The sequence below is a fragment of the Cytobacillus oceanisediminis genome (assembly GCF_003182355.1).
In the GTDB taxonomy this organism is placed as follows: domain Bacteria; phylum Bacillota; class Bacilli; order Bacillales; family Cytobacillaceae; genus Cytobacillus; species Cytobacillus oceanisediminis_A.
Genome location: NZ_QGTW01000001.1, coordinates 688,373 through 704,487, shown reverse-complemented (window position 1 = coordinate 704,487; position 16,115 = coordinate 688,373). Strand labels below are relative to the sequence as shown.

Here is a 16,115-nt window from a genome sequence, read left to right as displayed (position 1 = left end):
ACTTCCTCCCGAAGCCAAAAAATGCAATTACTAAATTAGTATTGCCTGGGGAGCGGGCAGTTATGAAAAAATGGTGGACTGGAAAAAGGAGTCGAAAAAAAACTAAAAAACGCAAGGCAGTGCCAAAAGTTAATCAGCGACCGCCTTGCGCTTGGTTGTTTGCATGGATATGCACAATTAGCCAAACTTCTGATGATAATGGGACAATGCCATAAGGGGAAAGATATACCGGTAGCTGTGATAATGGATGTAGAAACTTCCTGCCATGGCTTGCCCTTTTGGATAGGCTGTTGTCCAATCTTCTTTATCGAGTGAGTTCAGCAGATAATGAATCCCTTTTTGGATTGCTTCTGTGGGCTTATTTTCAGCAGAAATTAAGGCATCAACTGCCCATGATGTGTCTGTAATGGTGCTCGCATTCAAGGGTACGTATGTCTTTTGGCTGTCGCTCAGACAGGATTCCCCCCATCCGCCATCCCTGTTTTGAATCCTCTTTAACCAGTCAGCTGCCTTCTGGATGGATGGGTGTTCTGCTGATAGCCCAGCGGCAATAAGCCCAGTGACAGCTGCCCATGCGCCATATATATAGCAAACTCCCCATCTGCCATACCACGAACCATTGTGTTCCTGATTTTTCAAGAGCCAGGTAATTGCGTTCTTAAAAGCAGGATGGTCCTTTGGAAGATCTGTATAGTTCCCCAAAAACTCAAGGGTTCTTCCCGTCAGATCAGCGGAGGTCGTGTCACCAAAAATATATTCACCCTTTTCGATCGGCAGGAAATCGAGCCATGGATTCTGTGTATTCCGTTCAAATGAAGGCCAGCCGCCATCGTCATTCTGCATGGATAATAGCCAGCTTATGCCCCGATCCCAGGCATCTTGATAGATGGGGCTGCCCCTCACACTTCTGGCAATCGACCGCAAAGAAGCAGTCGTGTCGTCCACATCGGGGTTGACTGTATTGACATCAGAAAATCCCCATCCGCCCGGCAAGCTATTCGGATTATGAATGACCCAATCCCCAAACTGATCATGCTGACGCTTCAGCAAATAGTTGTTTGCCTTTTGAACAACGGGGTCTTCAGGGGAGACACCGGCCATTTGGAGAGTGGAGTTAATAAGGGACGTGTTCCACACACTGGCATCTGCATATTGCATATGCGGGAGGCCGTCTATATCTGTCTTAAGCGATTTCAGGCCATTCACGGCGTTTTTTATAATGGGGTCATTCTTTGAGTAATCAAGAGATAATAAAGCAAATATCATTAAAAAGGTCGAACTGAAATAACTATAAAAAGTTCCATCCGCTTCAATGCGCTCCAGCATATATTTTTTTGCCCGGTCCATCGCCATTGCGTGAAGCTGTTCCGGCAGGCCTAAGAGGTCTTCTATGCCTTCTTTGATTAATGATAATAAAGATCGCCATTCTGCTTGAATTTCCCAATCATGTTTTTCAGCCCTTGTTAATCTTAAATCGGAAAGGTCGGGGCTATTTTTCGTTTTTAAACTGAATTTATTTTCTGCCAGAATCAGAATTGGAGCAAGATTCACTCGCCCATACACTGAAAACTGATAAAAGTTAAAGGGGAAGGAAAGGGGCAGATGCATGATCTCAATAGGGATTGGAAAGGATGCCGGCCACTTGTACTGCCCCGTCGAAGAAAGCATGATTTTCGTAAAGACATTCACGTTTTCCATCCCGCCATTCTCCAGGATAAACCGCTTGGCAGCAGTCATCCTCGGATCTTCCTTCTGAACATAGCCGGAATATAAAAGCGCGTAATAGGCCTCTAACGCGGCAGCGGCATTTCCATCCCTTTCATCATAAAAAAGCTTCCAGGCGCCATTTACCTCCTGTTTGCTCAAAATTCGGGAAGCAAGCCTCCTTATTAATTTTTCATCATGTATTTCCAGTGTCCTTAATAAAATGATCATATAAGCATCTGTCGAGATGCCTGTGTCAAAGGGATATTTCCAAGATCCATCTGAAGACTGTTCTTTTTTTAACTTATCGATTAACTGGTTAATCCCTTGGATGGTATTGGTCATTTTGCACATTCCTCTCCCAGTAGTTTCATATATTGATTCATATTCAGTTAACGGAGAGAGAATTCATGGAGGAGGGGATGACGATCTTTTTCCGAAAGAAACAAGAGCAATCCCCCATTGAAGTGATAAAAGAAGAATTAAAGAAAAGGACAAGTATCCAAAAAACTGGAACCCTTTCAGATGAAGAGATGAAAATCCTCGAGCAAATCAAACGGGAAACAGAGGTATGGAATCAAAATAATGTCACAAGAACAAAAGCCTATCTGGATTTCTACCGTCAGCATCCGGAAGTACACTGGGCGTTTCTCGGGCATATGGTTTCCCGAAATGGCGGCTGGAACATGACTGACCTTAAGGGGGAACTGCTGTCCAGATTATTATCGGAAAAGGAAAAGCAATCCTTTTTTTCCTTTTTGGAAAGAGGGAATTGGCTTATCTTTCAGGATGCCTATCCGCAATTTTTGATTTACCGTGAAAGCCTGAAAAGAAACAGACCGTTATTTTTCCTGTTTCCTTTCTTAAATATCTCCGTCTTTATGGAAGCGAACTGGAGCTGCTTCTGGAGAAAGCCGAATCCATACTTCCTCACAATCGCCCTGATTATTAATGAACAAAGCTATCTGGAAAAACGGGTGATTCAGAATCACAGTTATAAAAATGAGGTTTTTCAAAAGCTTGAATTTAAGCTTCAGGAGCTTCTGTCACTCAATCACATCCTTTTTCCATACAAAAAGGGCGGAGCTACTCATTTGAAGGGGCAGACCTTATATCATTTTGAGTCTTTACATGAACGAATTTTATTAGGGAAGAGGCTGTATGAAGTCCTTTACAGGAACAAGGATGTGCTGGCCCTTACGGAACAGTGGGCGAACCGCCACCCCCATACGGGCTCAAGGAAGGATTATTGGCCAGCTATTTTTAATGCTGTCCACGAAGGGCTTCCAGGCGAAAAATATCAGTTTCAATTAAAATCATGCAAGCTGAGGCCAGGAGGCAGAAGAATCTATAGTCCCACTCTTGAAAATGCCTGGGAAAATGTAAAGCATGCAGAAGCGGAAAAAGGGGACTGGTTTGAACATTTTCACGTACTGGATTATTTCAATGAATTGGAAGATACCATTAATGGGGAGATTCAGGATGCATACTGTAAAACACTTGAAAGACTCGAGCTCGCGGCCCTCGCAAAAAAAGCCGTCACGATATGGCATTAAACGCTACATACCCGCTATGCTGCTGGCTTCCTTATTGGGAACTTATTTAGATCTCTATTATGTCGGAAAGGAGCTTTACAGCTTCCCGATTCGCCCATTGCCAACGATTTTTTCCATCCATATAGGGTTCACGCTGCTTGTTCTTCCCATTACCATGATTGTTCTTTTAAAAATCATGCAAAGGTGTAAAAGCTGGTTAAGGGTCCTATTTGTATTGTTTATCAGTTTGGCGATGGCGGTTATGGAAAAAGCGGCAGAGGATTTGGGATTGTTCGTTCATGCAGATGACTGGAACCACTTGAATACCTTGGTGGGCTATTGCTTATTTATTGGGCTGATTTATGCGTTTCATGGATGGATGAATAGAAAGATATAATAAGAGGCCGGCACGGAAGGATAAATACCTTTCCATGCAGGCCATTTTCTAATATAAGAGTTTTATATATAAACGATAACGAATTTTGTTTGCAAATAAACAAACAGAATACATAAATACAATGGGTATAATAAGAAATAATTCATATTAGCCAAAAAAATGGTGTGCCAATTTAACTGTATTCTACAGTTTAATAGTAAGAGACTTTGCTATTGAAAAGATGACCTCGGTATTGTACCGGGGGCATCTCTTTAATCACAATGTACTCTTCACTATATGTATCAACAATAAGACTACTTATAGACTTAAAGGATAATTAGTAATGGAAAATAGTTACATAAATTTTTATGTATTACTTATCCAAGTTTATTAGATATCATGATTTATACATAATTCGCTTTTCTTCCTGAATAAAATGACTGAAGACCCTATTTTAACGGTTCCTGGTCTTCATCGTTGTAGAGGAGGAAAAGCATGTTAAATTACGTATTTCCCAAGTTATCCTCTGATCACATGATTTCAATCATAAGAAATGGACTTGAAAAAACCAAAGTACCAAAGAAGATCATCATTATTGGTGCAGGTATGGCAGGGCTGGTCTCAGCCTCTTTGCTTAAGCAGGCTGGGCACAATGTGACGGTCCTTGAAGCAAGTGATAGGGTGGGAGGACGGATATATACATTAAGGGGAGATTTTAGGGATCAGCAATTTCTTGAAGCTGGTGCGATGCGAATTCCCCATACTCATTTGCTGACGATGGAATATATAAAAAAATTCCAGCTCCCAGTTAATGAGTTTATCAATTCGACTCCTAACGATATTATCTATGTGAAAGGGATAAAAACTCGTCTAAAAGCGTATGAACAGAATCCTGACATGTTACGCTTTCCCGTTTACCCGCATGAAAAAGGCAAAACAGCCAGCGAATTGCTTCAAGCAGCAATAAAACCGGTAACCAGTTTTATAGAACAAAACCCAAAAAGAAATTGGCCATGGGCCATACAGGAATTAGATAAATACTCGCTGGATACTTATTTGAGATACAATCCATTCGGCGTGACACTATCCCCGGGTGCCATTGAAATGATAAAAGTACTTCTTACACTGGAAGGGCTTATGGAGCTTTCTTTCTTGGAACTGGTACGTGAACTGCTAATCCTATTTACCCCTGGTATCAAATTTTATGAAATCACAGGCGGCAACGACCAGCTTCCTAAAGCATTTACCAATCAATTGAAAGATAATATTCAATACGGACAATATGTTAAGAAAATTAAACAACACGATAACCAAGTAACCATTTCTTCTGTCCATAAAATTTTAGAGCCATTTCAAATTACAGGTGACCTTGCAATTGTAACGATTCCTTTTTCGGTGCTTCAATTTGTAGAAATTGAGCCTCGCCATTCATTTTCCGAAAACAAATGGAAGGCCATTCGGGAACTTAAATATGTGGGATCGACGAAGACAGGCATCCAGTTTAAAAACAGGTTTTGGGAAAGGCAAGGTTTGTATGGCGGGCAAACCGTTACGGATCTCCCTATTAAATATGTTCAATACCCAAGTCATGGTCTCGGTACACAAGGATCGGGTGTTATTTTGGGGAGTTACACATGGGAAGATGATGCGATACCGTGGGATAGTCTGGAAGAAGATAATCGCCTGGAATATGTATTAAAAAATTTAGCTGAGATTCACGGTAAACAGGTCTTTAGTGATTTTCAAGGAGGAACGAGCCACAGCTGGATTCGATATCCATATTCTGCTGGAGCATTCACGATGTTTAAACCAGAGCAGGTGAAAGAGTTATCCCCCTATATTTCCACACCCGAAGGCAGGGTGCATTTCGCAGGCGAACATGCCTCAACGAATCATGCCTGGATCCAGGGAGCAATCGAGTCCGGTATCCGTGCTGCATATGAAGTTAATGACTTGCCAAAAACTCACTTTGAATCAAAAGTAAAGCAATAAAAAGTGCCTAATGACGAAATATTTTTTAACCAATCAATGATGAAAACGATCAAAAGCAGTGTGATTTCTTTACGAAATCCACTGCTTTTATACTTGTTATTTGCCTGAGGCCATGAAGGAAAGACTTTGAAACTATTCATCCAGCTTCTCTTCAACCTATTTCTTTAGTAGTCCGTAACAATAACGCCTCTGTCTAAAAATGCTTCGATCAATTCGCTAATTTGAAAAGCTACTTGTGGAGAATCATAATTTTCAAATACATGTTTATAGTTCTTTTTATAGCCCATGGTTTCGTCGTAATGGGCCATGTGCCGCTGAATGTCTTCCTCAGGATCCTGACGTTCTTTTTGACGCTGAATAACTGTCTCGCGATCCGCAAAAATAAAAAAGCTCATGATGCGTTCACCATACATTTTCTCCAGCTTCTCCGCACCTTCAGGATTCAAAGTTAAATAAATGAGAGGATGTTTTTGAAATACCTGGACGATATCCTCTTCGCGAATCCCATAATAATACCCATCAATTTCAACACTTTCGAGAAATTCCTGCTGTTCTTGCATGAGTTTGAAGGTTTCTACATCAACAAAATGGTAGTCTTCACCATCTTTTTCATAATGCCGGGGGGAACGAGTGGTGTAGGAAAGAACAGTTTGCATATCAAACGCGGTAGCGACCATTTTAGCAATGGTTTTTCTCCCTGAACCATCTGGGCCAGTATAAATGAATATTTTTTCTTTTCCTTTAATTTGGTACATAAATGACCTCCATCTTTTAAAATTGAATTTCAAGAAAAGAAACATCTGTCTCTGAGAAGTTTTATTTCACCTCAATGCGGGTGTGCATTTGCAAGAAAACCCGCAATGTTTAAGCTCTATTTAATATGAAGATGTCCCTTTTTTGATTGTACCTAAAAATTCGTGATAATTGGCAAAAACCCTTTAATATTAACAGAATATTCAAAAGTTAATATTCGTAAAACAACTTTAACAGAAAACAAAGGATTTTTAACAGTAATCAATATAGAAGCAAGACCTTAAGTGAAATGTCTCAGGAGAAGCAGGATTTCGTCTATAAGACAAATATTAGTTTTTACAGCGGTTTATTAAAGGAAGTTAACAGTCTATTAACAATTAAGTGTATTTCCGATGGTTCGACATATTTTTAAGAATCACTTGTTATAATGGCATTGTTTTTAGGACGAAGGGAGTTGAAACCGGAAAATAGAACAGATTGAAAGACGTTTTGGAAGCAATGGAATTCAATGCTTGCCTTACTGCTTGTTTGGATTTGCATATAGCAGCAAGAATAAATCCACCTTATGAAAACGCTATTTTGCATGGAGCGCCCAAAAATCTAAGTCAATCCTAATTGAGGAGGAATCATGGTGGAGATTTTCCTTTATATTGGTACATATCTGTCCGTTAGTCTTGCTCTTGGCTGGCTGATTACAATCGGTTTTGATCTGTTTATGAAATAAAGTGTCAAATTCAATGAGGTCATACGTTCTTCCTGGAAATGTTCTGTACCGATAAGGAATGTTTGTGGGAAAGAGTCAGGGACTCGGTTAAAGATGTGAAGGAATGGGGAAGGAATTCATTTTTATCATTTTTTCAGCAGAGGAAGTTTAAATAGAATTCCAGAAATACATTCAAACCATTCAATCACATACAGATGAACTCCAAACTTGGATCGTAATGATCAGCCATAAACCTTTGTTTCTCTTTTTTGCGGACTCACACATAAAACAATGTAGGGAGATTAGTCCGTTAATCTTAATATCCAGGAGGGAAAAGATATGTGGATTTTAACCCTTTTTTTACAAGACGGCATCAAAATGTTTGAGTATGACAATAAGGTTGAAGCTAGTGAAGAGTTTGAAAAAGCAGATGGATGTAAGATTCTTTCTGAAATTATCCATTTTAAGGACTTCGAAAAAAGAGGAAAGTTAAAAACAGACGATGTCAGAATCTTCCCTAGGAAAAATTAAGAAGAGACGGAATACGAATAATACATTTGCTGAAAGCTGCTATGATTCTTCATAAGAATAGAAGTTTTGGCGGAAAAGTGAGAGACTTTCCTAATGGGAGGTCTTTTTTTTATTACATGCCTATTCTCTAGTCATATTTTGAAAATTCTGAACTAAAATATAACTGTATACAATTATATTAAGGAGGTGAAAGAACTGAACAAAACTGTAACCGCGATAAGAATTTCAGCAAAAGACTTCGCCTACCAAGAGATCAAGAATAAGATTCTTAAGTGTGAATTTACCCCAGATCAGCCTATTGTCGAGGAGGATTTAGCCAAAGAGCTTGAAATTAGCCGGACTCCCCTTCGAGAAGCCATGCAAAGACTTGAACTGGAAGAATTGGTTGTCAGGCAGCCTAATGGACGGTTAAAAGTTGCACCCGTATCAGCGCAGGAAGTTAGAGAAATATTTGTCGTCAGAAGTATGTTAGAAGGCATTATAGCAGCAGAAGCGGCAGAGAATTGTACAGAACAGGATATTAGACATTTATCCTATTTTGTTCAAATGGTCAAACAAACTTCTGATGAAGGAAACATGGAGGATGTCAGCCACTACGGGAGTCAATTCCATACGTATCTCTATGAGGTTAGCCAAAATAAGACTGCTGTAAAAATACTGCGACAGCTTAATGACCATATCACGAGGTATCGGAGGCTCGCTCATTTTATAGATACCAAAAAGACATCGGTTGAACATGAAATGATTCTGGACTTTATTAAAAAGAAAGATAAACACAATGCTGAATCCATGATGAAAAATCATGTCCTAAATTCAATGGAGCAGGCTGTAGCAGTTGCAAAGCAATATGAAGACACCATGAATGAGATCTCTGATTAAACAGCGATCTTAAAAGGGGAGTGGGATTCTATGTCGTTTGCCGTCATTGGAGCAGGCAACACAGGGCAGGCTATAGCAGGTTACCTTTCTTTACATGGAGAGGAGGTGAAGTTATATAGCAGAGACTCACAAAAAGCAGAGCTGATTTCCAGAAAGGGACTTAATCTTAAAGGGGTTTATTCAGGGAGGGTATCAATAAAAGTATCAGCTGATTTGGAAGATGTGATAGAAAAAGCTGAGTTTATCATCATCTCCACTACATCATTTGGACACAGACCAGTCTTCAATCAATTGAAGCCATTATTAAAAAATAATCAAACCATTGCGATATTTCCTGGGTATTGGGGAGCCATTGAATGCAAAGAAATTTTAGGCGATACATTCGAAAGCAAGAATATCACGATTGCAGAAACGAGTGCCATGCCATTTGTAAGTATAGCAGATCATAACGGATCCGTATCTATCAATAAAGTAAAGAAAAATATTTTAATAAGCACTATTCCTAATTCCGCACACACTCCAATCTCTAAAAAGTTCTTGAAAACTTTTCCTCAATTAACAACAACAAAGAATGTTTTTGAAACTTCCATTAATAATACAAACGTTGTCATTCATACCCCGATCGCCTTATTCAATGCCAGCAGGATTGATTCTTCTGAGGAATTTCAATTCTATAGTCAAGGTGCTTCCCCAAAAACGGTTTCATATATTGAAAAACTAGATGAAGAAAGGCTAAGAATAGCAGCGCTTTTAGAGGTAGAGACTCAAGACATTTTAACGTTATTAAATGATTTCTACGAAACGGATTATCCAAGCTTGTATAAAGCTTTATCCGGGTTATTCCCTGTAGGTAAGGGTCCCGCCTCCTTCGACCATAGATATTTTACAGAAGATATACCTTATGGTCTTGTTCCAATATCAGAATTAGGGAAACTAGCGGGAGTAAAGACTCCCTATACAGACGCCATTATTAATACGGCTTCACTGTTATTAAATAAAGACTTTCGAAAGGAAGGAGTAAATTTTGAGGGGTTAACAATGGAGAAAGTTCATGCACTGGGAGGTGTTGTTAAGTCAACTTAAGTTTTTCATAAAGGCTGTTTTCGCAAACTTTGTTGCTTTTTTAAAGTAGTGAGAAGAGGTTGATTTCCGCTCCAGGATGCTAAGCGAACTTCGGGGCGGGCGGTGGGCCTCCTCGGCGCGTAGAACCTGTGGGGTCTCACCTGTCCCGCTCTCCCGCAGGAGTCTCGCACCTTACGCTCCAATCAACCAACCGTGTTTATCTCGCAGAATCTATTCAAAAACAATAATCTTTTAGAAAAGAGAGTTCATAAAAAACAGAGGGGTGTACTAAGATGGGTCAATTAGAAATGGGGAATCCAGTGCAGCAGGTAAAGGGAAAAATAACAGCTGTTGATTTAATTACCATTGTCATCTTCGCTGTACTGTATAGAGTCCTCTGGTATTTCTTTAAGTTTGCTGGTGTTGTTTTCCCTTTTAATCATACCTTTGTCTATCTATTTTGTGCCTTCTGCCTGGTTCTTTGCTGGGTGATTGTCAGGAGACCATATGCATCTTTTTACTATACGGTAGCCTGGTGCGCCATCAACTTTTTTATTCAAGGAGAAATTCCAGTATACTGGGTTCTGGTCGTCATTGCTCCACTGCTGCCGGAGATCTATTTGAATATCAGTAAAAAAGCATTTAGTAATCCGGATGAAATTTATTCAAGCACGAAACATTTAATTATCGCTGCAGTCCTCTATAACATCGTTTATGAAGCTTTTGTATGGTGGAGCATTATTAGCGTAATGAAAATTCCAGTTCCATTCAATTTAATCGGCATAGTCTTCGCCATATCCATTGTCGGGATGGTCATTGGTACAGTATTTGCGAAAAAATTTGGCATTCGGATTAAAGCACTCTTGGGCTAAAGGCCAGTCTTTGAAATAATCCAGGAGGTGTGACAATTGGCGGCAATTGATTTCGTTTCTAATTTGGATGAGGATACTTGGGTGCACAAACTGGATCCAAGGGCAAAGCTATTTTTAATTCTGGGGTTTGTAATTATTCCGCTTTTATTTATGGATCCTCTCTATTTAACAGGGATCCTCATGCTGGGACTTCTCCTATGGTTTTCCGCCAAAATCAAAATAAAACCCATTTTGCCTTTACTCGTAACCATCATAATCCTTGCCATGTCTGCAATCGTGTTCGCGACATTTTATAATTACAATCAGCCAAATACAAACATATTATTTTCAATAGGCTCTCTTCAGGCAACGGATATAGGCCTTTACTCGGGGCTGATTCTTGGCTACCGAATTGCAATCCCTTGCTTTATGACAATCATTATCATCTCCACGACAGATCCCGCACTATTGGCAAAAGGGTTAATGAAAATGAAGGTGCCGATTAATGTGGCGTTTATGTTCCTGGGCACGTTACGATTTTTCCCGCTTGTATTTGAAGAGCTAACGAATATCTCTAATGCGCAAACCATTAGAGGCGTAAATAAAAAAGGGCTGAGAGGAAGCTGGAATAGTTTTAAACTGGCTGTATTTCCTCTCTTAATTAACTCTTTGAGAAAAAGCAGAACAATGGGGCTGGCTGTAGAAAGTAAGGGATTTAGCAAAATGGCCTGGAAAGAATACTATCAAGATATGAAATTAACACGAATGGATATATTCGTTATCGTTCTGACGATTCTTTTCTTTGCAGCTGCTATCTATATTCGATTCATCTTGGGGTTAGGAGGATCTAATTCTATCGTGTATAGCTAAACTTTGTATCACCCCTGAAGAAGGAGTGAATGTATGAATGCCAATCATATTATTGAAGTAAGAGGAGTCAGTTTTTCTTACCCAGGCACGGAAAAGAAAGCATTAAATGAAATAAACCTGGAGATTGGAAAGGGAGAATTTGTCCTTTTATCTGGAACAAGCGGAAGCGGAAAAACAACTTTTGCAAAATGTTTAAACGGAATCATCCCGCATCTTGCAGAGGGTAATTTAGCCGGGGATATTGTGATAAATGGAAAAGATACGCAACGTGTGCCCATGCATGACCTTGCCTCTGAGATCGGCATGGTCTTTCAAAATCCAGAAGATCAAATCTTCTCCATCCGAGTGGAGGATGAGATTGCCTTTGGGGTTGAATGCCAGGGCTACAAACAGGAAGTCATTCGGGAAAGGGTTCATTACGCACTGCAAAAACTGAGACTCGAAGATATTAAAAAGCAAATTACCTTCTCATTATCGGGGGGCCAAAAGCAAAAGGTTTCGATTGCAAGCAACTTAGCCATGCTGCCGTCCATCTTGATACTGGATGATCCGACAACAGATTTGGATCCGGTAAGCAAACAGGAAGTAATGGACATTTTAATGGAATTGAAAGAAGAAATTGATACGACTTTTATCATTATCGAACATGATTTAAATGATTTGGTTGAAGCCATTGACAGAGTCATCATTATGCATGAAGGATGCATTCTTTATAATGGGAAACCGAGAGACATTTTTTATCATCACTTTGATGATCTGGACACTTTGGGGATAAGGATTCCAGATCATATAAGGCTGGCTAAATACCTGTTCGATAAGGGGTATGAATGTGATCCATTACCGATATCCAAGAAAGAAGTTTTTGAATGGGTTAAGAACCTGTTAGTTTCAAAAAAGCTAAGCCTGCCAAAGCACGAAGCTGAAAAAAGAGGCGGCAATGAAAATGCTGTGGCAAAATTAAATGGTGTAAATTTTAGTTACCAAAAAGGCAAGCAAATCCTGTATGATATCAATCTTGAAGTACAAAAAGGGGAGTTTTTGGCTATTGTCGGGCATAATGGCTGCGGCAAATCAACATTAATGAAAAATTTAATTGGGTTGCTCAAGCCCAATCATGGGTCCGTCATCATCAATAATAAAAATACGAAAGATTATAAAGTCCAGGATATCATATTGGATATCGGGTATGTTTTCCAAAACCCCGACAATCAGCTTTTCTGTAATTCTGTTGAAGAGGAAGTCGAATTTGGACTAAAAAACAGAGGCTATAGCAAGGAAGTAATAGAGGAACAAGTTGAACTGGCCATCAATACAGTAGGCTTACAGAAAAAAAGAAAAGAACATCCTTTCTCATTAAGCAGGGGGGAAAGACAACGGCTGGCTGTCGCAACCATGCTTATATCAAACCCAAAGATTATTTTACTTGATGAACCAACCACAGGCCAAGATGAGCAAAGTCTTAAAGCGCTATTAACTTTGATGAAAAAACTCATAGAGGAGAAAGATGCAACCATTGTCATGATCACTCATGATATGGAGGTCGTGGCGCAATATGCGAGCAAAGTAGTCGTAATGGATGGCGGTAAAATTGTTCTGGATGGCAGCCCGAATGAAGTGTTTTTTAAAAACTATCAAATGCTTCATTCACTCAAATTAAAGCCTCCGATTATTTCGCAGTTTTCTGCTGCTTTATTAGAAAATGGGTTTCCGAGGGTTACAAATTGGAAGATGTTCAGCAGGAATTTTATAGAGAATAGAACTGAAAAAGTAGGGAAGAAATCAATTATTTAAAATAGTAACATTGTAACATTTAAATCATGAAAAAATTTACGGAAGGACACCTTGGAATACACGGTGTCCTTTTTCAATTAATCGTGTTGCCATTTGGCCAGTTTGTGAATGTTTAAGCAGAATGGTATAAGAGAAAAGTTTCTTGGGCAGGAAATACCGGTAAATGTCCTGTTATTCTCTGGAATACTCTTGAAAACTGCTGGTCTCTTACAGCATTTAGTGACTAAAAAATAGATATGAAAATAAGTAAAAAATTACCATGAAAAAACAGATAGAAGAAATTATAATAATTGGTAGATTTTCATCTTTGTTTTGCTAGCCAAACTTTTTAATAAGAAGGAGTGGCAATGTTGGAAAGGAAAAAAATCTTCTATTGGATCATCCCCATGATTCTGTTCATTGGCTTTTTAGGAAATGCTGTATATGCTACAGGGGAACATGAAACCTTCAATAGAATACAATCTTCTGCCTTAAAAGGGCAATTTCATCTCGAAGATGAAGTGAAAATCTACGTACCCTCTACGTATTATGTAGATCAGCCAATCGACAATACTCCATATGTTAACAGGTCGCTAGAGAAATTTTCAGAAATGTTTGGAGGAGCAACAGCTATTGATGGAACTGGAGCCTGGTTATCTGATAATGATCAGCTTATTAAGGAAAAAGTCACAATTGTGTATAGCTTTGCAGAAGATTTGGACAAGAAAAAGATTAATCAAGTAGTTGCCTATGCCAAAGATTTAAAGGAAGAGATGAAACAATCATCGGTATCTATAGAAGTGAATGGAAAGATGTATTTTATTGAATGAAATCTAAGAGGCTTTTATCCTTAGATAGTGGGCCCAATTAAAATCGCTAATGAATTCACAATGTAATAACTCGAAAGTTATCAATGCTCAGAGTTTTTTTACTCTGAGCATTTTTTAATATTAGCTTATTTATGCACCCTCCTAATCCATCTTCCACAAGTGTTTAATATAACGATCGTATTCCTATTACGATGCCCTGCTTAGACCACCAATCCACCCAGTGTTTTCATCACGAGCCCTCCAGCCATTTCCTGAATCAAATCATGCTTTACAGATTTGTAATTGAGCAATATTTAGAGGAATAAGTTTTTTATCCAATTCTTCCCCGTTATCATTGAACCTCGCACTTCCTAATGAATAGTATATGGGCAGAGAGAGTGTACCCATTTAATCCCTCAACTTTATTCGCGGAAATTTATCTTATGGGAAGTGAAGATCATGCAGACTTTTTATACAGTACGTTCAGGTGATACGGTGCAAGGGATTTCCAGCAGATGGGGAATTCCGGCAGATACCCTTATTGCGGCAAATAATTTGAAGCCTCCTTACACGATTTATATAGGTCAACAGCTGTCCGTTCCACCTGGTGTTGACGTTGTGCGTGTTAGGCAAGGAGATTCAGTGTATCGAATTTCACAATTATACAAAGTCCCGACTTCAGTGATCGTGGAGGCGAATCAACTTCGACCACCTTATATTATCCAGATCGGTCAATTATTAAAGGTTCCGCCAGGTGTTCCTTATTATATCGTCCAGCCAGGTGATACACTGTATCAGCTTGCAGAACGTTTTAATGTAAAAACGAACGGGGAGCCAAATTATGAGCTTATTCGGATTGTAAACCAGCTTCCATCTTCACAACTAATTCCCGGAATGAGGATAAGGATTCCATACGCCCCTCCTGGTGGCCAAGGGCTGATAGCCTATACTTCTGATCGGGGAGGGCATTATGATATTTGGTTATATAATCCCCGGACAGGAGAGAACGTGCAGCTCACCAGTGGATTGGGTGACTCTTTTTCAAGTCCTGAATGGTCACCGAATAGCAGGAGAATTGCGTTTGTTGGAAAGAGCAGAATTATATATGTGATTGATGTTGCAGCAGGTTCCATTGCTCAAATCGACCAGATGGAAGAAGAGGTCGGATTCAAAATGGATTGGTCGCCTGACAGCAGCCAAATTGCTTATACGAAGCAGGGGCACATTATCTTGTACAACGTCCTGTCTCATCAAGCGCAAAGCATTCAACAACCTGACTCCACAGATGTTCAATGGTTTCCGAGTGGCAGGGAACTGCTTTTTCAAGCACCGGATGCATCAGGAATTAGTCAGCTTTTCCGAATTCAAACCGACGGAACTGGGAAACAGCAAATTACAAGGAACACAGAAGGGCGGCTTAATAATGCCCGGCTATCCCCTAATGGAAGATTTGCACTTTATACAACACCAGGCGTCAGTATCTCCATCATTCACACAGTGGAGCTTTCAACAGGCAATGTGGTTGAAGTAAAAGGCGGGCCCCTTGCAAAAAATTATTTTCCGACATGGTCTCCTGATTCTTTGAAAATTGCCTATAGCGCTACCGCCTTTGAAGATAGAGGGTATTTTTCACAAGTTCGAACGGTGGAGAGGCGAGGAGAAGAGGATCGAATTTGGGCTATATCCAATTGTTTTGCATCGCCTGTCACGTGGTCAACAGACGGAACAAAAATAGCCTATCTTAGCGGGTGCAAGGAACAGGAATTTGCCAGCGAAATGTGGGCTATCGACCTCCGTCATCCCGTCCCGATTCGACTAATTGAAGGAGTTAACATTCAGTCACTTCAATGGTCTCCAGCTGCCATAATAGATGGTACCCAAAAGACCTATACGAACACGACCTACAAGGTTCGTTTCCAATATCCATCGAACTGGCGAAAAGTGAACGAGGAAAGATATGAAGGTACTGACGGCTTTTTTCAAATATCGGCTATTTCAGCTGGTGAAAGCTTGGATGAGGTGTGCCGTGGGGAAGCTTTCCATCCATTAATGCCCTATGGATCCATGCCAAGCATTTTGAAGGCTCGAGTTCAAAACCAGGAAGCTTGCTACATTTTTCCTTCTGCAGACCAGCCCGCAGAAATGTTGAATCAATCCGCTTTAATCGTAAGGTATCCAACTCCCATAACCATCCAAGGAGAAACTTACAATTACTTCATCTTATGGGCAGACCAACCGCATTTGAGGGAGATAGCTTCAAGTTTAACCTTTTTATAGAAC

The 16,115-nt window shown here is 39.8% G+C and carries 13 protein-coding genes; 11 read left to right on the top strand and 2 right to left on the bottom strand.

Annotated features, from left to right (window positions below):
* Positions 1–177: 177 nt before the first annotated feature.
* Positions 178–2,058 carry a terpene cyclase/mutase family protein gene (locus DFO73_RS03310; protein WP_375137292.1) on the bottom strand — a complete coding sequence of 627 codons (1,881 nt, stop codon included), beginning with the start codon at positions 2,056–2,058 and terminating at the stop codon, positions 178–180.
* A 68-nt stretch (positions 2,059–2,126) separates the two neighbouring features.
* Here DFO73_RS03310 and DFO73_RS03305 point away from each other — a divergent pair, with 68 nt between their 5' ends.
* From DFO73_RS03305 to DFO73_RS03295, 3 genes are all read left to right on the top strand, one after another.
* On the top strand, positions 2,127–3,260 hold the full coding sequence (locus DFO73_RS03305) for a DUF2515 domain-containing protein (protein WP_258309193.1): 1,134 nt from the start codon (positions 2,127–2,129) through the stop codon (positions 3,258–3,260).
* Between the two features lie 34 nt (positions 3,261–3,294).
* On the top strand, positions 3,295–3,636 hold the full coding sequence (locus DFO73_RS03300) for a CBO0543 family protein (RefSeq protein ID WP_258309192.1): 342 nt from the start codon (positions 3,295–3,297) through the stop codon (positions 3,634–3,636).
* Positions 3,637–4,110: 474 nt separating this feature from the next.
* On the top strand, positions 4,111–5,607 hold the full coding sequence (locus DFO73_RS03295; RefSeq protein ID WP_110063334.1) for a flavin monoamine oxidase family protein: 1,497 nt from the start codon (positions 4,111–4,113) through the stop codon (positions 5,605–5,607).
* Between the two features lie 164 nt (positions 5,608–5,771).
* Here the strand turns inward: DFO73_RS03295 and DFO73_RS03290 are convergent, their stop codons facing one another.
* A complete protein-coding gene (locus tag DFO73_RS03290) occupies positions 5,772–6,362 on the bottom strand; it encodes a guanylate kinase (RefSeq protein WP_110063333.1) in 591 nt (196 codons plus the stop codon).
* 1,040 nt (positions 6,363–7,402) lie between these two features.
* Here DFO73_RS03290 and DFO73_RS03285 point away from each other — a divergent pair.
* From DFO73_RS03285 to DFO73_RS03250, 8 genes are all read left to right on the top strand, one after another.
* Positions 7,403–7,594: a hypothetical protein gene (locus tag DFO73_RS03285; RefSeq protein WP_110063332.1), complete on the top strand. Its 192-nt coding sequence runs from the start codon at positions 7,403–7,405 to the stop codon at positions 7,592–7,594.
* A 186-nt stretch (positions 7,595–7,780) separates the two neighbouring features.
* Complete coding sequence (locus DFO73_RS03280; RefSeq protein ID WP_110063331.1) at positions 7,781–8,473, top strand: GntR family transcriptional regulator; 693 nt, start codon at positions 7,781–7,783, stop codon at positions 8,471–8,473.
* Positions 8,474–8,503: 30 nt separating this feature from the next.
* Complete coding sequence (locus DFO73_RS03275; protein WP_110063330.1) at positions 8,504–9,556, top strand: NAD/NADP-dependent octopine/nopaline dehydrogenase family protein; 1,053 nt, start codon at positions 8,504–8,506, stop codon at positions 9,554–9,556.
* Between the two features lie 272 nt (positions 9,557–9,828).
* The gene (locus DFO73_RS03270) at positions 9,829–10,407 is read left to right on the top strand and encodes a hypothetical protein (RefSeq protein WP_110063329.1); all 579 of its coding nucleotides are present in this window, start codon (positions 9,829–9,831) and stop codon (positions 10,405–10,407) included.
* Between the two features lie 36 nt (positions 10,408–10,443).
* Positions 10,444–11,256 carry an energy-coupling factor transporter transmembrane component T family protein gene (locus DFO73_RS03265; protein ID WP_110063328.1) on the top strand — a complete coding sequence of 271 codons (813 nt, stop codon included), beginning with the start codon at positions 10,444–10,446 and terminating at the stop codon, positions 11,254–11,256.
* Between the two features lie 33 nt (positions 11,257–11,289).
* A complete protein-coding gene (locus tag DFO73_RS03260; protein WP_110063327.1) occupies positions 11,290–13,047 on the top strand; it encodes an ABC transporter ATP-binding protein in 1,758 nt (585 codons plus the stop codon).
* Between the two features lie 350 nt (positions 13,048–13,397).
* Positions 13,398–13,856, top strand: coding sequence for a DUF3574 domain-containing protein (locus DFO73_RS03255; protein ID WP_258309189.1), 459 nt, complete (start codon positions 13,398–13,400; stop codon positions 13,854–13,856).
* Positions 13,857–14,294: 438 nt separating this feature from the next.
* On the top strand, positions 14,295–16,112 hold the full coding sequence (locus tag DFO73_RS03250; protein WP_110063326.1) for a LysM peptidoglycan-binding domain-containing protein: 1,818 nt from the start codon (positions 14,295–14,297) through the stop codon (positions 16,110–16,112).
* Positions 16,113–16,115: the final 3 nt, after the last annotated feature.